Source organism: Oerskovia enterophila (genome assembly GCF_044748475.1).
Taxonomy (GTDB): domain Bacteria; phylum Actinomycetota; class Actinomycetes; order Actinomycetales; family Cellulomonadaceae; genus Oerskovia; species Oerskovia enterophila.
The window spans coordinates 600717-620664 of record NZ_JBIVFZ010000002.1 but is presented as its reverse complement, the minus strand read 5'-3'; the positions used below and the strand labels follow the sequence as shown (position 1 = coordinate 620664).

At 72.4% G+C, this 19948-nt stretch carries 17 protein-coding genes and 1 tRNA gene; 11 read left to right on the top strand and 7 right to left on the bottom strand.

Annotated features, from left to right (window positions below):
* Positions 1–56: 56 nt before the first annotated feature.
* Positions 57–752 carry a YoaK family protein gene (locus ACIPWA_RS07285; RefSeq protein ID WP_056645270.1) on the top strand — a complete coding sequence of 232 codons (696 nt, stop codon included), beginning with the start codon at positions 57–59 and terminating at the stop codon, positions 750–752.
* A gap of 42 nt (positions 753–794) precedes the next feature.
* On the opposite strand, the gene ACIPWA_RS07280 is transcribed toward ACIPWA_RS07285, so the two are convergent.
* The 4 genes from ACIPWA_RS07280 to otsA form a co-directional block, all read right to left on the bottom strand.
* A complete protein-coding gene (locus ACIPWA_RS07280; RefSeq protein ID WP_056645273.1) occupies positions 795–2036 on the bottom strand; it encodes a DUF4032 domain-containing protein in 1242 nt (413 codons plus the stop codon).
* A gap of 192 nt (positions 2037–2228) precedes the next feature.
* Positions 2229–3350 carry an ABC transporter ATP-binding protein gene (locus tag ACIPWA_RS07275; protein WP_056645275.1) on the bottom strand — a complete coding sequence of 374 codons (1122 nt, stop codon included), beginning with the start codon at positions 3348–3350 and terminating at the stop codon, positions 2229–2231.
* Positions 3351–3573: 223 nt separating this feature from the next.
* Positions 3574–4545, bottom strand: coding sequence for a trehalose-phosphatase (locus ACIPWA_RS07270; RefSeq protein WP_400289174.1), 972 nt, complete (start codon positions 4543–4545; stop codon positions 3574–3576).
* The gene (otsA, locus tag ACIPWA_RS07265; protein WP_068626829.1) at positions 4542–6008 is read right to left on the bottom strand and encodes an alpha,alpha-trehalose-phosphate synthase (UDP-forming); all 1467 of its coding nucleotides are present in this window, start codon (positions 6006–6008) and stop codon (positions 4542–4544) included. The genes ACIPWA_RS07270 and otsA overlap by 4 nt, the downstream gene beginning before the upstream one ends.
* Positions 6009–6128: 120 nt before the next feature.
* Between otsA and ACIPWA_RS07260 the strand changes: the two genes are divergently transcribed.
* The 4 genes from ACIPWA_RS07260 (at position 6129) to ACIPWA_RS07245 (ending at position 10144) form a co-directional block, all read left to right on the top strand.
* Positions 6129–8285, top strand: coding sequence for a protein kinase domain-containing protein (locus ACIPWA_RS07260; protein WP_400289171.1), 2157 nt, complete (start codon positions 6129–6131; stop codon positions 8283–8285).
* Between the two features lie 49 nt (positions 8286–8334).
* On the top strand, positions 8335–8967 hold the full coding sequence (locus ACIPWA_RS07255; protein WP_400289169.1) for a hypothetical protein: 633 nt from the start codon (positions 8335–8337) through the stop codon (positions 8965–8967).
* Between the two features lie 138 nt (positions 8968–9105).
* Entirely contained in the window at positions 9106–9951 is an 846-nt protein-coding gene (locus tag ACIPWA_RS07250) for a DsbA family protein (protein ID WP_400289167.1), read from the top strand.
* A gap of 120 nt (positions 9952–10071) precedes the next feature.
* A tRNA-Thr gene (locus tag ACIPWA_RS07245) sits at positions 10072–10144 on the top strand.
* A 93-nt stretch (positions 10145–10237) separates the two neighbouring features.
* Here the strand turns inward: ACIPWA_RS07245 and ACIPWA_RS07240 are convergent.
* Both ACIPWA_RS07240 and ACIPWA_RS07235 read right to left on the bottom strand, forming a co-directional pair.
* On the bottom strand, positions 10238–11059 hold the full coding sequence (locus ACIPWA_RS07240) for an SGNH/GDSL hydrolase family protein (protein ID WP_056645288.1): 822 nt from the start codon (positions 11057–11059) through the stop codon (positions 10238–10240).
* A gap of 84 nt (positions 11060–11143) precedes the next feature.
* Complete coding sequence (locus ACIPWA_RS07235; RefSeq protein ID WP_400289164.1) at positions 11144–11884, bottom strand: uracil-DNA glycosylase; 741 nt, start codon at positions 11882–11884, stop codon at positions 11144–11146.
* Between the two features lie 116 nt (positions 11885–12000).
* On the opposite strand from ACIPWA_RS07235, the gene ACIPWA_RS07230 reads away from it, so the two are divergent.
* The 4 genes from ACIPWA_RS07230 (at position 12001) to ACIPWA_RS07215 (ending at position 14889) form a co-directional block, all read left to right on the top strand.
* Positions 12001–12321: a DUF3263 domain-containing protein gene (locus ACIPWA_RS07230; protein WP_400289161.1), complete on the top strand. Its 321-nt coding sequence runs from the start codon at positions 12001–12003 to the stop codon at positions 12319–12321.
* A 31-nt stretch (positions 12322–12352) separates the two neighbouring features.
* A complete protein-coding gene (locus ACIPWA_RS07225; protein WP_400289159.1) occupies positions 12353–13006 on the top strand; it encodes a LytR C-terminal domain-containing protein in 654 nt (217 codons plus the stop codon).
* A gap of 183 nt (positions 13007–13189) precedes the next feature.
* Positions 13190–13393: a cold-shock protein gene (locus tag ACIPWA_RS07220; protein ID WP_056645298.1), complete on the top strand. Its 204-nt coding sequence runs from the start codon at positions 13190–13192 to the stop codon at positions 13391–13393.
* A 5-nt stretch (positions 13394–13398) separates the two neighbouring features.
* Positions 13399–14889 (top strand): phytoene desaturase family protein, encoded by a 1491-nt coding sequence (locus ACIPWA_RS07215; protein ID WP_400289156.1) that lies wholly within the window; start codon positions 13399–13401, stop codon positions 14887–14889.
* Positions 14890–14947: 58 nt separating this feature from the next.
* Here the strand turns inward: ACIPWA_RS07215 and ACIPWA_RS07210 are convergent, their stop codons facing one another.
* A complete protein-coding gene (locus tag ACIPWA_RS07210) occupies positions 14948–16408 on the bottom strand; it encodes a glycoside hydrolase family 15 protein (RefSeq protein WP_400289154.1) in 1461 nt (486 codons plus the stop codon).
* Between the two features lie 236 nt (positions 16409–16644).
* Here ACIPWA_RS07210 and groL point away from each other — a divergent pair, with 236 nt between their 5' ends.
* Both groL and urtA read left to right on the top strand, forming a co-directional pair.
* The gene (gene groL / locus ACIPWA_RS07205; protein WP_056645303.1) at positions 16645–18279 is read left to right on the top strand and encodes a chaperonin GroEL; all 1635 of its coding nucleotides are present in this window, start codon (positions 16645–16647) and stop codon (positions 18277–18279) included.
* A 394-nt stretch (positions 18280–18673) separates the two neighbouring features.
* Complete coding sequence (urtA, locus tag ACIPWA_RS07200) at positions 18674–19930, top strand: urea ABC transporter substrate-binding protein (RefSeq protein WP_400289151.1); 1257 nt, start codon at positions 18674–18676, stop codon at positions 19928–19930.
* The last annotated feature ends 18 nt before the right edge of the window (positions 19931–19948 follow it).

Sequence of the window (19948 nt, the reverse complement as noted above, 5' to 3'; positions counted from 1 at the left end):
CCGCGGCACTGCGGCCTGCGGGTGCGCCCCGTGGTCTCCCGGGGCATGCTCGCGGCATGGACCCTCACCCCGTGCACCGGCACTACCGGGTGCTGCTCCTCGTCCTGACGTTCTCGACGGGCATCATCGACGGCATCTGCTACCTGGCCCTCGACCAGGTCTTCACGGCCAACATGACCGGCAACGTGCTCATCCTCGGGATGGGACTGGCCGGTGGGCAGGACGTCCCCACGGCCGGCCCGCTCGTCGCCCTCGTGGCGTACGTCGGGGGAGCAGGGATCGCCGGGTACGCGTTCCGCAACCACCCGGCCGGTTGGCACCGGACGACCACCGGTCTGTTCGCGGGGGTCGGTGTGGGCGTGCTCGCCGCGTCCGTCGCGGCCGCCCTGGTCGGGGAACCCCGGGGATGGCACCTGCTCGTGATCGTGGCGGTGCTCGGGCTGTCGATGGGCACCCAGGCAGCGACCGCACGGCACCTGTCGGTCAAGGACCTCACGACGACCGTGGTCACCTCGACGCTCACGGGACTGGCCGCCGACTACTTCCAGGGCAGCCAGGGCCGGGAGGCCTGGGTCCGCCGGGTGTCCGCGGTCCTCGCGCTCGGTGCGGGCGCGGCGACAGGGGCTCTCGTGCTGCGCGCGGGGCTCGAGGTTGCCCTCGTGGTGCCCGGGGTCATCGCGCTCGGTACGGCCCTCGTGGGTGAGCGCTACCGACGCCAGGACGCCGTGCCGGCAGCCGCGACACGCCCCTGATCCCCGGAGCCCCGGCCGTCGAGACCTTCGCCCCGGTGAGCGTCACTCCTGCTGGTCGACCTCGCCCGGGGCCAGGCCCAGGATCGCCTTCTCGTCGGGCCGGTGCCGCAGCACGTTCTCCACGTAGGACGCCGTGGCCTCGGGCATGGGGATGTCGCGCCCGGCCTTCTCGGAGATGAACCAGCGGTGGTCGAGGATCTCGTGGAAGAGCTGAGCAGGCTGCAGCTTGCGCCGCAGGTCGCGCGGCACGGCCTGGATCGTGGGCTCGAACACGCCGCTGAGCCAGTCGTGGGCGACGAACTCCTCGTCGTCGTTCTGCCGCTCGGCCGCCGCGCGGTAGGAGTCGAGGTCGTTGAGGAGCCGGCGCGCCTGGTTCTCCTGCACGTCCAGCCCCGTGAGCCGGATGAGGCGGCGCGAGTGGTGCCCGGCGTCGACGACCTTGGGCTGGATCTGGACCGTGGTCCCGTCGATGTCGGTCGTGATGTCCAGCTCGCCGACGTCGAACCCCAGGTTGTTGAGGCGTTCGATGCGGGCCGCGACGCGCCACCGCTCGTCGGACGCGAACGACTCGGCGTTCGTGAGGGCGTCCCAGAGCTCGTTGTACCGTGCGACGAGCGCGTCGCCCACGAGGATCTCGTCGATGTCCTCGTCGAGGAGCTCGCCCGCCGAGAGGTCCATGAGCTCGCCGATGATGTTGGTCCGCGCGAGGTCCACGTCGTAGCTGCGCTGGCCCGGGCTCAGCTCGCGGTGCAGGTCGCCCGTCTCCGCGTCGACGAGGTAGGCCGCGAAGGTCTCGGCGTCGCGTCGGAAGAGCGTGTTGGACAGCGAAACGTCGCCCCAGTAGAAGCCGATGAGGTGCAGCCGCACGAGCAGTACGGCGAGGGCGTCGATGAGCCGGGTCGCGGTGTCGGGCTGGAGGGCCTGGCTGAAGAGCGCGCGGTAGGGCAGCGAGAACTGCAGGTGCTCGGTGATGAGCACGGCCTCGAGGCGCTCGCCGTTCGCGTCGGAGCGGCCCGTGATGACCCCGACGGGCACGACGCTCGGCACGTCCATGCGGCTGAGCTGGCGCAGGAGCTCGTACTCGCGGTACGCGACGGACTCGCCGATCTCCTTGATCGCGATGACGCGCCCGGACATGCGCACGAAGCGCACGATGTGGCGGGAGATACCGCGGGGGAGGGCTGCGAGCACCTCGTCGGGCCACTGCTCGAGCGGGATGTCCCAGGGGAGGTCGAGCAGGGCTGGGTCGGGGGCTGACGCGGTGATCTGCAGGTTCTGCACCATGACAGGTCCTTTCTCCGCGGTGGCCGGTCGCGCGGGGTGGCTCGGCGGACTGCGGTGCGCGCCGTGCGGCAGGTCGCCGCGGGTCCGCACCCGTCGTCGGTCACGGCTGCGGACGTTCCGCAGCCACGGGGAAGGATATGCGAAAGGGGCGGACCCGGCACACAGCCGAGCCCGCCCCCGTGTCGCTAGAGGTCAGCTGAGACGCAGGCCCGTCGCGGTCGAGAAGATGTGCGTGTTGCCCGGGCGGATCGCCACGTGGATGCGCTCGCCCTTGGCGGGCACGTTGCGCGGGTCGACGCGGACGATGATCTGGTTGTCACCAGCACCCGAGTGGACGTCGGCGCTGGCCAGGTCACCCTTGAGGGTGCCGTAGACGAACGCGTCGGAGCCGAGCTCCTCGACGATGTTGACCTCGACGGCGAACGCGTTCTCGTTCGCCTGCGTGGTGACCTCGAGGGACTCGGGGCGGAAGCCGACCGTGACCTTGCCCTTGTCGGCCTCGGTGATCTTGGCGACGACCTCGCGGTCGAGCGGGATGCGCGCCGCGCCGACCTCGGCTGCACCGTTGTTCACGGTGAAGGTCGCGAGGTTCATGGCGGGGGAGCCGATGAAGCCGGCGACGAACACGTTGGCCGGGGTGTCGTACATGTCGCGCGGCGTGCCGACCTGCTGCAGGAGGCCGTCCTTGAGGACCGCGATGCGGTCGCCCATGGTGAGGGCCTCGGTCTGGTCGTGCGTGACGTAGACGGTCGTGACACCGAGGCGGCGCTGGAGCGACGCGATCTGCGTACGGGTCTGGACACGGAGCTTGGCGTCGAGGTTCGACAGCGGCTCGTCCATGAGGAAGACCTGCGGCTGGCGGACGATCGCGCGGCCCATGGCGACACGCTGGCGCTGACCACCCGAGAGGGCCTTCGGCTTGCGGTCCAGGTACTCGGACAGGTCGAGGATCTTCGCAGCCTCCTCGACGCGCTGGCGGATGTCCGCCTTGGGCGTGCCGGCGATCTTCAGCGCGAAGCCCATGTTGTCCGCGACGGACATGTGCGGGTACAGCGCGTAGTTCTGGAACACCATCGCGATGTCGCGGTCCTTGGGCTGCACGTCGGTGACGTCGCGGTCACCGATGAAGATGTGCCCGCCGTTGACGTCCTCGAGGCCCGCGAGCATGCGGAGCGAGGTCGACTTGCCACAACCCGAGGGGCCGACGAGGACGAGGAACTCGCCGTCCTCGATGTGCAGGTTGAGCTGGTCCACCGCAGGGCGCTCGGTCCCCGGGTAGAGCCGCGTTGCGTGGTCGAAAGTGACCGTAGCCATGATGGGTACATCCCTCCACCGGCAGGTACGTGCCGGACGATCCGTTGTGTAGTGACGTGCCGCGCTTTCACGTGGTGCGTGTCTGCTGTGACACAGAAGAAGTCGAACCTCCAGGGATTCCGGTCACCCGGGGACCTGGGGGTCCGACGTCATCGTTGCTCGGCATCCTACCCCCGCCCGCTGAGTTCTCCGTCACACCCCGGTCACGTCCGGGTAACGGTCCTCAGGCTCCCAGCAGGTCGGCGAGCGCCGTGAGTGCGCGGGCCGCCTCGGCGGGATCGGCGACGCGCCGGCGTGCGAGCGTCTCACCGGGGCCGACCTTGATCCCGAGGTCGGACGCGCTGAGCACGGCGAACGCCCTCTCGTCGGTCACGTCGTCGCCCAGGTAGAGCACCGCCGGGGACCCCAGGCTCGTGCGCAGCGCGTCGAGCGCGATGCCCTTCGAGGTGCTCGTGACCGCGATCTCGACGACGTTCTTCCCCGTCATGGCGTGCGCGCCCAGCTCGTCGCCGAGCCGCGCGGCGGCTGCCGAGGCCTCGTCGGCCGCGGGCTGGGGGGACAGGCGGGTGTGCAGCACCGCGGCGGAGGGCTTGTGCTCGACCCAGGCGCCCTCGACGGGGGCCGCGATCTCCTCGAGCTCCTGCGTGACGCGGTCCAGCAGGGTGCTCTGGGCGTCGTCGAGCGCGACGGGCACGAGGCGGACGCGGGCCGTGGTCCCGTCCGCGCGGACCTGGCTCTGCGCACCGGGGGCGTCGCCGGCGCCGGCGCCGTCGGCCCCGCCGGCAACACCAGGACCGTCGGCAACACCAGGACCGTCGGCCGGACCGCCCTCGGGGGCAGGAGCCAGCACCTCGCCCGTCTCGGCGCCGTGGCTCCCGACGAGCAGCGCCCCCACGGGCGGCGAGGCCAGGCGCGCGAGGTCCTCGATCCGGCGGCCCGACACGAGCGCGACGCGCACGCGGTCCGGGCCGAGCGTCGCGAGCCGGGCGAGCGCGGCCGCCGACGCCGGGGTGGGGCGCGACGCGAGCGGGTCGTCGCCCAGGGGGGCGAGCACCCCGTCGAAGTCGCTCGCCACGAGCAGGGGCCCGCCCGCCGGCGCGCCGCCGTCGGGCGTGCGGGGGGCGAGCGCCGCGAACGCGGCGAGGTCGCGCTCGAGCCCGCCGTCGAGCGAGGTCCCGGGGCCCGACGCCGTCACGCGCCCTCTCCCTCGGCCGGTTCCTGGCGGCGGGGCGTGTCACGCGACGGCATGGCCTGCAGCACGCCGAGGAAGGACTCGGACCACTTCGAGACGTCGTCCGCGAGGACGCGTCGACGCAGCCGGCGCATCCGCTTGCGCTGCTCGCGGGGGTCCATGTGGGCCGCGGCGACGATGATGTCCTTCATGCCGTCGATGTCGTGCGGGTTGACGAGCAGCGCGCCGCTCGCGAGCTCGTCGGCCGCGCCCGTGAACTCCGACAGCACGAGCACGCCCTGGTCGTCCGAGCGGGCCGCGATGTACTCCTTGGCCACGAGGTTCATGCCGTCCCGCAGCGAGGTGACGAGCATGACGTCGGCCGCGAGGTAGAGCGCGGCCATCTCCTCGGGCGGGTACGAGTGGTGGAGGTAGTGGATCGCGGCGTGGCCGATCTCCGCGTACTCGCCGTTGATGCGCCCCACGAGGCCCTCGACCTGCTCGCGCAGCTCCTGGTAGGCGCCCACGTTCTCGCGGCTGGGGCTCGCGACCTGGACGAGCGTCACGTGCTCGACGTCGATGCGCCCGTCCTGGAGGATCTCGCCGTAGGCCTTGATCCGGTGCCGGATGCCCTTGGTGTAGTCGAGCCGGTCGACCCCGAGCATCATGACCTCGGGGTCGCCCAGGTCGGCGCGGATCTCGCGCGAGCGGGCCTGGACCTCGGGGGTCCGGGCGAGCTCGTCGAACGTGTGCGAGTCGATCGAGATGGGGAAGGCCGCGGCGCGCACGTGGCGGGCGGGGCTGTCCTCGGTCGCGGGGGTCGTGACGATGGGCCCCCGGGTCGTGTACCCGGTCAGCCGGCGCACGGCCCGGATGAAGTTCGACGCGTCGCCCGCGCGCTGGAAGCCGATGAGGTCCGCACCCAGGAGCCCGTCGATGACCTGGCGGCGCCACGGGAGCTGCTGGAACAGCTCGAGCGGGGGGAAGGGGATGTGGTTGAAGAAGCCGATCCGCAGGTCGGGTCGCTGCTCGCGCAGCATGCGGGGCACGAGCTGGAGCTGGTAGTCGTGCACCCAGACGGTCGCGCCATGGTCGGCCTGGGCCGCTGCGGCGTCGGCGAAGCGCTGGTTGACGCGCCGGTAGGCGTCCCACCACTGCCGGTGGAATGCCGGGGGAGCGATCACGTCGTGGTAGAGCGGCCACAGCGTGTCGTTCGAGAAGCCCTCGTAGTAGCGCTCGATCTCGGTCGCGGAGAGCGTCACGGGCACGAGCCGCATGTCGTCCGCGTCGAAGGGCTCGACCTCGAGGTCAGGCGCGCCGGACCAGCCCACCCAGGCACCGTCCGACTTCTGCATGACGGGCTCGAGAGCCGTGACGAGTCCTCCGGGGGAGCGCTTCCAGTCGACGCGTCCCTCGTGGTCGACCGTGAAGTCGACCGGGAGCCGGTTGGACACCACGACGAGGTCGTAGCCGTCTTTGCCAGTCAATGGAGATCTCCTTGATATTCGGTTGGACGTCCGTGAATCTCCACCCAGGTTATCTGTGCCGCGTCTCACCTGCTCACGGGAGAGCAGGGCACGGGCGCGTTTTGTCGATACCTTGACACCATGGAGGAGGCCAGCAGCAGATCTGTCGACCCGGCGCGGAGCAACGGCACCGCGCGCCGTGGCGGGCTGCCGGCGGGCAGCGAGGTCGGGGGGTACCGCATCCTCGCGCGGCTCGGCGCCGGCGCCATGGGCGCGGTCTACGAGGCCGAGGACGGCGGCGGGAACCTCGTCGCGATGAAGTTCCTGCACGCGCACCTCGACGTCGACGCCCAGGGCCGGGACCGCCTGCGCCGCGAGGCCGTCGCGCTCCAACGGCTGCGGCACCCGGCGGTCGCGCAGATCCTCGACGTCGAGCTCGACGGCTCGGACGCCTTCATCGTCACCGAGCTCGTCGACGGCCCCAACCTCGAGGAGGAGATCGCGACGGGGGGACCGCTCGACGCGCGCGACCTGTTCGAGCTCGCGGACCAGCTCGCCGAGGCGCTCGAGGCCGTCCACAGCGCGGGTGTGGTGCACCGCGACCTCAAGCCGAGCAACGTCCTGGTGACCCAGAACGGCCCGGTGCTCATCGACTTCGGCATCGCGCACGGCCTCGACGAGGCCCGTGCGACGTCGACCGGCCTGGTCATGGGTACGCCCGGCTACCTGGCCCCCGAGCTCCTCGAAGGGGCCGCACCGAGCGCCAACAGCGACTGGTGGGGATGGTCGGCCGTCCTGGCCTTCGCCGCCACGGGCCGCCCGCCGTTCGGCATGCGCCCGGTCGAGGCCGTCCTGGCGCGCGCCCGCACGGGCGAGGCCGACCTGGCGGGGCTCGGCCTGCGGACCGCTGGTGCGCTCGCGGCGGCCCTCCGGGCCGACCCTGCGCGGCGCCTGGGGCCGTCGGAGGTCGCGGAGGTCCTGCGGCGCGCCGCGGACGAGGGGGACGGCCCGACGGCGTCACCCGCCACGGGAGCGACCGCGATCGTCCCGCCGACCTTCAGCGGGCAGGGGGTCGGCGCAGTGGCGGCCGGGGCCCTCGCCGCGACGCTCGCGGCCGCCGGCAGCGCGGCGGCCGCCACCCCGACCCTCCCCGCTGCGACGAAGGTCGCGGGCGTAGGTGCGGGTGCGGGTGCTGCTGCCACCGTGGCGCTCCCCGCGTCGGTCGTCGACGTCATGCCGACGAGCGTGGTGTCCGTGACCCGTTCGGCGGTCCCGGTCCCCGGTGCTCCCTCGATCCCGCCGCTCGCGGCGACGCAGGTCCTCGCCAACGACGGGCGGACGGTCGCGATGCCCGCGGTCCCGTCGGGTGCACCCGTGCCGGCGCCGCAGCCGCCGCCCTCGGTGGTCCCGCGCGTCTCGCCGGTCCAGCTCCAGGGCCCGGTCCCCGCCGCAGCGCCGGGACGAGCCCCGGTCCCTCCGCCCGGGTACGCCGTGCCCCCGCCCGCGACGACTCCCTACCCGCCGCAGCCGGGCCGACCCGCCGGGGCTGCCGCTCGTGCAGATCGCGGCCAGCCGGCCCCGGGGCAGGTCGCCGCGCCGCCCGGGCGCGACCCGCTGTTCGACGCGTTCGGCCAGCCCGTCGTGGCAGCGCCCGCCGACGGGTACGCCCGCCCGTCCCACCGGCACCGGAGCGGGACTCTGCTCGCGCTCGGGCTCCCGCTCGTCCTGCTCGCGGGCAGTCACCCCGGGGTCGCGTTCGTGCTCCTGTGCCTGCTCGTGGTCGCCGCGCGCGTCGTGGGCGTGGCCGCCGACTCGTTCCACGCGCACCGCGAGCGCAAGGGCGTCCAGCGCAGCGACGGCGTCCGGGTCGCGGTCGCCGTGCCCTGGTACGCGCTGCGGGCTGCCGTCGGTGCGCTGCCGTCGCTGCTCGTCGCCGGGTGCGGAGGGTTGCTCGTCGCGGTCGGGTCGTGGTGGATCCTCGCGCCCGGGATGGTCGTCCTCGCCCCTCTGCAGACGGTCGAGGCGCGGTCAGCGGGCGGGGCGAACGAGGACTGGGTCTTCACCGTGGTCCTGTGCCTCGCGATGGCGGTCGCGGTGCTCCTCGCGTGGTTCGGCCCGCTCTCCGCGCTGACGCGCTTCGGGGCACGCACGACCCTCGTGCACGTCGCGCCGGGGAGGGTGGGGGCGATCGTCCTCGTCGTGGTGGGCCTCGCGCTCGCCGCGATCGTGCTCTTCTCGCTCGGCGACGGAGCGCCCATCGAGTGGGCGCCGTTCCCCGGACCACCCCCGAGCATCTGATCCTGCTGCTTCACCGGAAACTCCCAGACTGTCCGAGTACGCTGACCCCGTGACCAGGACGTCCGCACCGGGCGCACCACATGGTGCGTCGCCCGGAACGCCCCCGAACGAGACCGCGCCACGCGCTGCGGTCCGTGCGGTCGTGCGCGCGCGGTCCGTCCACGGGACCTCCGCGGAGGCCTCGGTCCGCCGGTTCTCCGCCGTGACCTCGCTCGTCGTCGCCGGGTTCCTGCTCGTCGTCGGGACCCTGTCGCTCCTCGCGGACCGCGGCTTCAGCGTCGTCCACCAGTGCCTGCCCGCGCCCGGGGGCTGGGGCGTCGCCGGCGTCCACCTGGCCCTCCTGCGAGAGACCGCCGAGTGCCCGGCCGGCACCGCCGCCCTGGGGGGAGACCCCACGCGGGTCGTGACGGTCGTCGGCGTGCTCGCCCTGCCCGTGCTGCTGGCGCACCTCGCGCTCCTGCTCGCTGGCTGCGGCCTCGCCGCCGTCGCCCTGCGCGTCCGTGACCGGTTCGTCGGCGTCCTGCGCCCCAGGAACCTCGCGGCGCTGCTGCACCGCCCGCTCGCCCCTGTCGCCCACGCGTGCCGTCAGGTCGTCCGCTCGGCCACCAAGGTCCTGCACCATCTCGCGCTCGCCGCGGTGCGGTCGCTGCGCGGGCCACCGACCGCGCTCGCGGCCGCCTGACGACTCGTCACCCGACTCGTCACCGCCGCGCGACCCGGTGCCACCCGCACCCCGGCGCGCGCGGCACGGACCGCATCCCCCGCGACCAGTGCGGCCCCGTCCCGGAGCGCCGCGCCACCACGACTTCCAAGGACTCTCATGTCGACGAACGAACCCCGTCAGACCAAGGCCGACCGCCGCGACGCGGCCCGTGCCGAGGCCCTCGCGCTGCGCGAGGCACAGGCCAAGCGCGACAAGCGCAACCGAGCGATCACGATCGGCGCCCTCGTCGGCGGCCTCGCGGTCCTCATCGGTGCCTTCCTCTGGGTGTTCATCCCCGCGATGAACCAGAAGGAGGCCCGCGTCACCGAGCCGCTCACGGGCGTCACCGCGCCCGGCACCGCGAACGACACGGCCGGTATCTCGATCGGTGCCGACGGCGTGGCCGGCACCAGCACCGACGGCGCGGTCGACGTCGGCGTGTACTTCGACTACATGTGCCCCATCTGCGGGCAGTTCGAGGAGATCAACGGCGCCTCGCTCGACCAGCTGCGCGAGGCCGGCGACGTGAACGTCGTGCTGCACCCCGTGGCGATCCTCGACCGCATGGCCAACGCCCAGCAGTTCTCGACGCGCTCGGCCGCTGCCGCCGCCTACGTCGCCGAGCACGCTCCCGAGCAGCTCAACGCGTTCAACTCGGCGATGTTCGTCAACCAGCCCGAGGAGAACAAGGAGACGCTGACCGACCAGCAGATCGCCGAGATCGCCAAGACCGCGGGCGTCCCGGCCGACGTGGCCGACAAGATCGCCGCGGGGGACGCGGTCGACGAGTTCGGCGACTGGGTCGAGGGCGCGACCAACCTCGCGACGCAGAACCCGGACCTCGCCAACCCGCAGAGCGGTGGCTTCGGCACGCCGACCATCACGATCGACGGTGAGCGCTGGGACGGCAACTGGAGCGACCCGACGGCGCTCCAGGCCGCGGTCGAGGCAGCCAAGGGCTGATCCCTCCCCGCCGAGCGCGCGGCCGTCGTCCTGAGTGCTGATGGGACGGACGACGGCCGCACGCCCGACACCCGGTAGGCTGTTCGCGCACCTCAGGGTGCGGCTGCCCTCGGGTGGCGTGCCGCCTTAGCTCAGCTGGTAGAGCACTCGCCTTGTAAGCGAAAGGTCGTCGGTTCGAACCCGACAGGCGGCTCCGTCAGGAGCGACGAAGGCCGGCGTCCCGCAGCACGTGCTGCGGGACGCCGGCCTTCGTCTTGTCCTAGCCAGGTGCTGTCCCGGGGCGCCTCTACTGCGACTGCACGGGCGTCAGCACCGGCACCTTGGGCTCGCGCAGGTCGCCCGAGGACTGGCCCCGGAGCCGCCGCGTCGCCCACGGGTATACGTGCACCCGCACCCACTCGGCGTTCTGCCGGGCCCGGTCGAGGAGCGGGACCGGCGGGAGGGGAGACAACGGGTCGTCCCACGCGGCGTCGTCGGGCGCCTGGCCCAGGCCCACGAGCGCGGCCTGCGCGACGCGACGGTGCCCGTCCGGGGTCAGGTGGATGCGGTCCTCGGACCACATGCGCCAGTCGTGGAGCGACGCCATGCCCCACAGGTCCAGGACGTGCGCGCCGTGGCGGCGCGCGATCGACCAGATGTGGGTGTTGTAGACGCCTACCCGACCGCGCGTGAGCCCCACGAGGGGCGACCCCGACGTGTCGAAGCCCGTGCCCAGGAGGACGTCGATGCCCTCGGCGCGCAGCCGGGCCACCGCGTGCTCGAGGTTGCGGGCCAGACGGTCGATGTCGGCCGCGGGGCGCAGGATGTCGTTGCCGCCACCGATGAGGCTCACCAGGTCGGGCTTGAGCGCGATCGCGGCCGGCACCTGCTCGGTCAGGATCGAGCGCAGGAGCCGACCGCGGATCGCGAGGTTGGCGTACTGGAGCGGGGCCTGGCCCGCGGCGCTGCGTCGCGTCGACAGGTGCCCTGCGAGGAGGTCGGCCCAGCCGCGCTGGCGGTCCGGGTCGTTCGGGTAGGGGTCCCAGAGTCCTTCCGTGAACGAGTCGCCGATCGCGACGTAGCTGGCCCATCGGGGCGTGTTCTCATCGTCCGGGTGCGAGGTGGTCACCGGTCCATTGTGTGACAACGGGCGCCGTGCGTCGCGTGACTTTCCTGCCCGACGGCGCCACCCGGCCCGGTCAGGTGCCGCACCTCAGGCCGCGGGCAGCGTCCAGTCGACGGGCGCCGCGCCCTGGGCGACGAGCAGCTCGTCGACGCGCGAGAACGGCCGGGACCCGAAGAAGCCGCGGCGGGCCGAGAGCGGGCTGGGGTGCGCGCTCTCGACCACGGGCGTGCTGCCCAGGAGTGGCTTGAGCGTCGCGGCGTCGCGTCCCCAGAGGATCGCGACGAGCGGGCGGTCGCGCGCCACGAGCGCGCGGATCGCGGCCTCGGTGACGGGCTCCCACCCCTTGCGACGGTGCGAGCCGGCGTCACCGTCGCCGACCGTCAGGACCCTGTTGAGCAGCATGACGCCCTGGTCGCTCCATGCGGACAGGTCGCCGTGCGCGGGCGTCGGGGAGCCCAGGTCGGTCGCCATCTCGGCGTAGATGTTCTGGAGCGAGCGCGGCACGGGACGCACGTGCGGCTGGACGGAGAACGACAGGCCCATGGCGTGGCCGGGCGTGGGGTAGGGGTCCTGGCCGACGATCAGGACCCGTACGTCGGCGAGCGGTCGCTGGAAGGCCCGCAGGATGTCCGCCGGCGCAGGCTGGTAGGGGCGCCCGGCCGCGGTCTCCGCGCGGAGGAAGTCGCCCACGGCGCGCAGCTGCGGCTCGACGGAGGCCAGGGCGGCCGCCCAGTCGGGGGCCATGATCTCGGCGAGCGGTCGTTGCGGGACGGCGGCCGTGGGGTGGTCGAGGGAGTCGGCAGGGACGGGCGTCGCGGAGCTGTTCACGCGGCGAGAGTACGCGAGCCGTTGAATGACACCCCTGTCGTTCGCGCGTAGGCTGGAGGTGCCCAGGTCCCCGCCGCTCGCCGGTGCCGGACGCCCCGACGAGTGAGGAACTGCCCATGAGCGAAGCGTTCGCCGACACGGAGCACCTCGTCGCTGCCTCCCTGGACGAGGCCGAGACGGGGACCGGCTCCGGCCTCTCCGAGCGCGACCAGCAGATCCTCGCGTTCGAGCGTCAGTGGTGGAAGTACGCGGGCGCCAAGGAGCAGGCGGTCCGCGAGCTCTTCGACATGACGGCGACGCGCTACTACCAGGCGCTCAACGCCCTGATCGACTCCCCAGAGGCTCTCGCTCACGACCCCATGCTCGTCAAGCGTCTGCGCCGGATGCGGTCCACGCGTCAGCGTGCTCGCTCCGCCCGCCGACTCGGCGACGTTTAACCTGCCGGGTGAGACGGGCTACCCTGTCGGCGTGAGCAAGAGCGATTACCCCTACGCGCCTGACGAGTTCGACGTCCCCGCGCCCGAGGGCGCGCCCGTCGGCGTGTTCCGTGCTCCGCGCAGCGGCTGGAGCAAGACGTGGCCGTTCCTGCTCGTCGCGGGGATCTTCGCCGTGGTCGGGATCGGCGGCGTCTACGCGGTCTCCGGCGGGTTCGGCGGAGGGGCGCCCGAGGCCGGCGCCAAGCCGCCGGCAGCATCGGTCCCCGCCGAGGACCCTGCTGCGGGGGACCCCGCGACCGAGGAGACCCCGGTCGAGGAAGAGCCCGTGACCGAGGAGACCCCGGTCGAGGAGCCCGCGGACCCCGCGACCGACGTCGACGCCCTGCTGGCAGCCGCCGACAAGGGAGCGTTCGTCCGCGTCCTCAACGACAAGGGACCCGAGGGCGAGTCCCGCGTCGGCAAGGCGGCCCTGGACGCCAAGGGGTTCACCAAGGTCGAGTTCGCGCCCTACCCCGGTGACTCGGGTGTCACCGTCAACTCGATCTGGTACGCCGCGGACCGCAAGGAGACGGCGCTCGCCGTCGCTGCGGTCCTGGGCATCCCGGCCGAGCAGGTCACGCAGGTGGACATCCGTGAGGGTGACGTCCTCGTGGTCGTGAAGTCGGCGCTGACCGTCGCTCCCTGATCCGTCGCGGATCGTCGCGCCCAGGTCCACGGTGCCGTCCCCTTCCTGCACGTCCTCACAGGGACCGCATCGCGCGTACCGGTGACGGGGTGCAGCCCGCGGGCTAGGCTCGGAGGCACCGAGGGCGGTGGTCGCTCGCGGGCGACCCGCGGCACGCACGCGCCGCACACGAGGAGACCTTCCATGGCTCAGGGCACCGTCAAGTGGTTCAACGCCGAGAAGGGGTTCGGGTTCATCACCCCCGACTCGGGCGGTCAGGACCTCTTCGTCCACTTCAGCGCGATCCAGAACGACGGCTACCGCACGCTCGACGAGGGACAGGCCGTCGAGTACGAGCCGGGGCAGGGCCAGAAGGGCCCGCAGGCCGAACAGGTGCGCCCGCTCTGAACACCGTGACCCCGGCGCGTCACCTGACCGAGGTGGACGTCGTCGTCGTCGGATCCGGGCCGAACGGCCTCGCCGCGGCGGTGACGTGCGCCAGGGCAGGGCTGTCCGTGCGGGTCCTGGAGGCGCAACCCACGGTCGGGGGCGGGTCCCGCACCCTGGACCTGGGTCTGGCCGAGGGCATGGTCCACGACATCTGTTCCGCCGTGCACCCCATGGCGTGGGCGTCGCCGTTCTTCCAGGCGTTCGACCTGCCCTCGCGTGGCGTCGAGCTGCTCGTCCCCGACGTCTCGTACGCCCAGCCGCTGCCGGGCGGTCGCGCGGGGATCGCCTACCGGGACCTCGACCGGACGGTCGACGGGCTGGGGGTCGACGGCGCCGCCTGGCGTTCGCTCGTCGGCTCGCTGTCCCGGAACACGGGCCACGCGGTCGCGACCGCTCTGGGCGACAAACGGAGCATCCCGGCGGGACTCCTCCCGCGCGGGGTGCCGACCGCGGCCCGGTTCGGCCTCGGTGTGCTCGAGCAAGGCACCCGGGCCTGGGACCGGCGCTTCGTGGGGGACGTCGCGCCCGCACTCTTCACAGGGGTCGCGGCGCACGGGATCGCGCCCATGCCGTCGCTGGCCTCGGCAGGGGTCGCGATGCTGCTCGCGTCGCTCGCGCACACCGAGGGCGGCTGGCCGGTCCCTCGCGGCGGCTCGGGGGCGATCGTGACCGCACTGGTCGCGGACCTGGAGGCGCACGGCGGCGAGGTGGTCACCGATCATCCCGTGCGCTCGGAGTCGGACCTCCCCCCGGCCCGGGCCGTCATCTTCGACACGACGCCCCGCACCGTGGTCGAGGTGTTCGGTTCCCGTCTCACCGGACGTGCCGCCAGGGCGCTCACGGCATTCCCCTACGGCAACGCGGCCGCCAAGGTCGACTTCGTGCTGCGTGGTCCTGTGCCGTGGCAGAACGCCGAGGTCGGGCTCGCCGGGACGGTTCACGTGGGCGGCACGCGCGCCGAGATGGCTGCCGCGGAGGCTGCGGTCGAGGCCGGTCGCCACGCCGAGCGGCCCATGGTCCTCGTGAGCGAACCGAGCGTCGTCGATCCGTCACGGAGGGTCGGCGACCTGCGACCGCTGTGGACGTACGCGCACGTCCCGGCCGGGTCCACGCTCGACGTCACCGAGGCGATCACCGCCCAGATCGAGCGCTTCGCTCCCGGCTTCCGCGACGTCGTCGTGACCTCGCGGTGCGTGCCCGCGGCGCGCATGAGCGAGCACAACGCCAACTACGTGGGTGGGGACATCGCGGCGGGGGCCGTCAGCATGTGGCGCGTCCTCGCGCGCCCGAGCGCGCGCCTCGACCCGTACGCGACGGGTCTCGACGGGGTCTACCTCTGCTCGGCCTCGACCCCGCCGGGCCCCGGGGTCCACGGGCTCGGGGGCTGGTACGCGGCCCAGCGCGTCCTGCGCCGGGAGTTCGACGTCCCGCACCTGCCGGCCCTGGCGCCCTGACGGCAGGGGCCACCGGGGCGGGTGAGCGCGCACGCCTCGGGGCCGGACATGGCCCGGTTCAGGGTGCCAGCGCCTCAGCCGCTTCGATGCGCCGGTCCTCGAGCTCGACCAGGGTCAGCACCACGAGCGACGAGCTCCACGTGAGCGGTGCGACCGCCGCGGGGGAGCCGTCGGCGAGGACCTTCTCGGGGATCGCGCCGGAGGCCGTCCGGTGCGCCGCGAGCCAGTCGAGCCAGCTCTCGGCGGCCTCCTCCTCGCCGATCGAGGCGCCCGCGAGGGCGAACAGCGCGGTCTGGGGCGTCCAGGAGACGCCGTCGGTGCGCCACCCTGCCCCCGGAGCCACGCCCCCGGCCGGCCGGAGCATCGACATGACCGAGGAGCGCCAGGCGTCCTCGGCCCCGCTGAGCGCCGTGGGCTGGAACGGGGGGAGCGTGAACGTGGTCGCGGCGTCCTGCGCCCCGCCCGACACGGCGCGCGGGTAGCCCTGGGAACCGAACCGGTCCTCGATCGCGGTCCGCAGGCGCATCGCGGCGCTCGCCGCGTCGGCCGCACGGTCCCACTGCTCGCCGTCGCGGTAGAACGCCATGGCCCCCTCGAGCCCGGCGAGCAGGGGCGCGGCGGTCCCGAGGGTCAGGTCGGTCGGGTGCACCTCCCAGTAGTCGCTCGACGGGGGAGGCAGGTCGGTGTCGTCGTCGAGCAGGGCGAGCACGTGAGCGGTCGAGGCGTCGACGAGCGGGGCGAGGCGCTCGCGCGCGTCCTCCCGGTCCTCGGGGCCCTCGATCTCGTCGAGCACTGTCCATGCCGACCACAGGGCCCACCCGTTCCCGTCCGACTGGATCCCGCGGTCGTCGGGGACCCCGGAGGCGTCGGGGAGGTAGCGGGCGTGGAACGAGCCGTCGGGCTCCTGGACCGAGCGCAGGAAGTCGAGCACGCGCAAGGCGTCGTCGACGTGACCGGTCCGCGCGTACGCGGCCGCGGTGAACGACGAGTCGCGCGGCCACACGAAGCGCCAGCGCGGGGACGCGGCGGCGAGCGAGGCACCGTTCTCGAGCGTCAGGGCGTGCAGGTCGAGCAGGGCGTCCTCGCCGAGCCCCGCGAAGCGGGTGCCGGCGCCCGGGACCCGGCCGTCGGCGAGCCACGCCCTGGAGGAGGCCGCGGCGCGCTCGGCGCCCGCGGCGTCGAGCAGCGAGCCGACGGTCACGGGGGAGCCCGCGACCTGGCTGAGCCGGTTCACCTCGCCGTCGGCGGGGTCGATGCCGGCGGTGAGCCAGGCGGGATCGAGGGCTGCGGGGTCGAGGACCCTGCTGCCCTCGAGGTAGGTGGCGTCCATGCCCGCGGGAAGCCGCAGGAGGGTGCCGGGCCCTGCGGTCGCGACGCCGTCCTGGTACAGGTCGATCCGGACGTCGGTCGGCTGCGGGGACGGGGTGGCTCCGGCCGTCACGAGCACCACGACGGGGGCGATCGCCGCTCCCAGCACCGCCAGTCGCCACCTCTTTGTCGCGAAACTCACACTGGGCATCCTAGGACGAGCCGGACGTGCGTCGTTCCGCTGGGGGCGATAGCGACCGAACGGCCTTGCACTCGCACCGGCAGAGTGCCAATAATGGCGTTAGCACTCTCGTCATGAGAGTGACAGTTTTCTCTGGTCGTCAGGTGAGGCCCGCGAGTCGGCGTGACAGGAACGTCGTCGTGCGCGAGCCGTCCGTCGCGGGCGCCGACCGACCGTCACACGCCACCAGCGGAGGATCAATCCCCATGGCAAAGATCATCGCCTTCAACGAGGAGGCACGTCGCGGGATGGAGCGCGGGCTCAACGTCCTCGCCGACACCGTGAAGGTCACGCTCGGCCCCAAGGGCCGCAACGTCGTCCTCGACAAGAAGTGGGGCGCGCCCACCATCACCAACGATGGTGTGAGCATCGCCAAGGAGATCGAGCTCGACGACCCGTACGAGAAGATCGGTGCGGAGCTCGTCAAGGAGGTCGCCAAGAAGACCGACGACGTCGCGGGTGACGGCACCACCACCGCGACCGTGCTCGCCCAGGCGCTCGTGCGCGAGGGCCTGCGCAACGTCGCGGCCGGGTCCAACCCGATCGCCCTCAAGCGCGGTATCGAGAAGGCTGTCGAGGCCGTGACGGCCCAGCTGCTCGTCGCCGCCAAGGACATCGAGACCAAGGAAGAGATCGCTGCTACGGCCGCGATCTCGGCCGGTGACCCCGCGATCGGCGAGCTCATCGCCGAGGCCCTCGACAAGGTGGGCAAGGAAGGCGTCATCACCGTCGAGGAGTCGAACACGTTCGGCCTCGAGCTCGAGCTCACCGAGGGCATGCGCTTCGACAAGGGCTTCCTGGCCCGCTACTTCGAGACCGACCCCGAGCGTCAGGAAGCGGTCCTCGAGGACCCGTACGTCCTGATCGTCGAGTCGAAGATCTCGAACGTCAAGGACCTGCTGCCGCTGCTCGACCAGGTCATGAAGGCCGGCCGCAGCCTCCTCATCATCGCCGAGGACGTCGAGGGCGAGGCCCTGGCCACCCTCGTGCTGAACAAGATCCGTGGCACCTTCAAGTCCGTCGCCGTCAAGGCTCCGGGCTTCGGCGACCGCCGCAAGGCCATGCTGCAGGACATCGCGATCCTCACGGGTGGCCAGGTCATCTCCGAGACGGTCGGCCTCAAGCTGGAGACCGCGACCCTCGACCTGCTCGGCCAGGCTCGCAAGGTCGTCGTCACCAAGGACGAGACCACGATCGTCGAGGGTGCCGGCGACGCCGACCTCATCGCGGGTCGCGTGAACCAGATCCGTTCCGAGATCGAGAAGTCGGACTCCGACTACGACCGCGAGAAGCTCCAGGAGCGCCTCGCCAAGCTCGCCGGTGGTGTCGCTGTCATCAAGGCCGGCGCCGCGACCGAGGTGGAGCTCAAGGAGCGCAAGCACCGCATCGAGGACGCTGTCCGCAACGCGAAGGCTGCCGTCGAGGAGGGCATCGTCGCCGGTGGTGGCGTGGCTCTCATCCAGGCCGGCGCCGTCGCGTTCGAGACCGCTGCGATCACCGACCTGGTCGGCGACGAGGCGACCGGTGCGCAGATCGTGCGCGCCGCGATCGACGCCCCGCTCAAGCAGATCGCGATCAACGCCGGTCTCGAGGGTGGCGTCGTGGCCGAGAAGGTCCGCAACCTCCCCTCGGGCCACGGCCTGAACGCCGCGACCGGCGTCTACGAGGACCTGCTCGCCGCAGGCGTCAACGACCCGGTCAAGGTCACGCGCTCCGCGCTGCAGAACGCTGCGTCCATCGCAGCGCTCTTCCTGACGACCGAGGCCGTCGTCGCGGACAAGCCGGAGAAGAACCAGCCGATGCCGGGTGGCGACGGCGGCATGGGCGGCATGGACTTCTGATCCGTCCGCTCACGCGGCCGGGCTCCTAGGAGCCTGCGCAGCTGACACGAAGGGCCGTCCGGCCAGGGAGACCTGGCCGGGCGGCCCTTCGGCGTTCCCGGTCCCGGTCCCGGCCGCGGTCGCGGCCACTGTCGTCGGGCGCCTGCGAGCCCGCGAGCGGCCGGCATGGCGCGTCAGCCCGTGACCCGATCGTGACCCGGGAAACGGAGCGTTAACACCGCGGGCAGCGCCGGCGAAACACCGTCTCCCTAGCGTCTACACCAGTGGGCACAGCGTTGTATACGCCCCTCGTGGACGGCCGGGAAAGGTCGCCAGAGGGCGCCCACCGACCGCACGACGGACCGCTCGGCACCGAGCGCTCCGGTCCTGTCGACCTTCGGTGAAAGGAACCTCGGTGGCCACCTCACGAGCAACCGCACGCGCACTGCCCGCTGCAACCCTCGTCCTCGCGCTCGTCCTCTCCGGGTGCGGCGCCCGGACCGACGCGAGCGGGGGGAGCGCCTCGTCCGCGGCGGCCAACTGCGTCGACGTCTCGGGCGACAGCGTCAAGATCGGACTCCTCAACTCGCTCTCCGGGACCATGGCGATCTCCGAGCAGACGGTCCACGACTCGCTCCGGCTCGCGGTCGCGGAGATCAACGCCGACGGCGGCGTGCTCGGCAAGCAACTCGAGGTCGTGGCCGAGGACGGCGCGTCCGAGCCCACGACCTTCGCGGAGAAGGCCGAGAAGCTCATCACGGACGACTGCACCGCGGCGGTCTTCGGCGGCTGGACCTCGGCCTCGCGCAAGGCCATGCTCCCGGTCTTCGAGAACAACGACGCGCTGCTCTTCTACCCCGTGCAGTACGAGGGCCTGGAGTCCTCCCCGAACATCTTCTACACGGGCGCCACGACCAACCAGCAGATCGTGCCGGCCCTCGACTACCTCAAGGAGCAGGGGGCGACGTCGATCTTCCTCGTGGGATCCGACTACGTCTTCCCGCGCACCGCGAACAAGATCATCAACGCCTACGCCGAGGCCAACGGCATCGAGGTCCTCGGCGAGGAGTACGCGCCGCTGGGTCACACCGACTTCTCCACGATCGTCAACAAGGTCAAGGCCGCCGGTGCGGACGCCGTGTTCAACACGCTCAACGGCGACTCCAACGTGGCGTTCTTCAAGGAGTACAAGAACGCGGGCCTGGGCCCGGACGTCATGCCGGTCGTGTCGGTCTCGATCGCCGAGGAGGAGGTCGGGGGCATCGGCATCGAGAACGTCGAGGGCCAGCTCACGGCCTGGAACTACTACCAGACCATCGACAGCCCCGAGAACACCACGTTCGTCGAGGCCTTCAAGGCCGAGTACGGCGACGACCGGGTCACGTCCGACCCCATGGAGGCCGCGTACACCTCGGTCTACCTCTGGAAGGGCATGGTCGAGAAGGCGAAGTCCTTCGCGGTCGGCGACATCCAGGAGGCCGCCGGCGGCGTGACCTTCGACGCCCCCGAGGGCACGGTCACGGTCGACGGCGAGAACCACCACATCGCCAAGACGGCGCTCATCGGCAAGATCGGCCCCGACGGGCTGATCCACACCGAGTGGAGCTCGGGCGAGCCCATCGAGCCCGACCCGTTCCTCACGGGCTACGACTGGGCCGAAGGCCTGTCCTGACCTGATCCCGCACCCCGG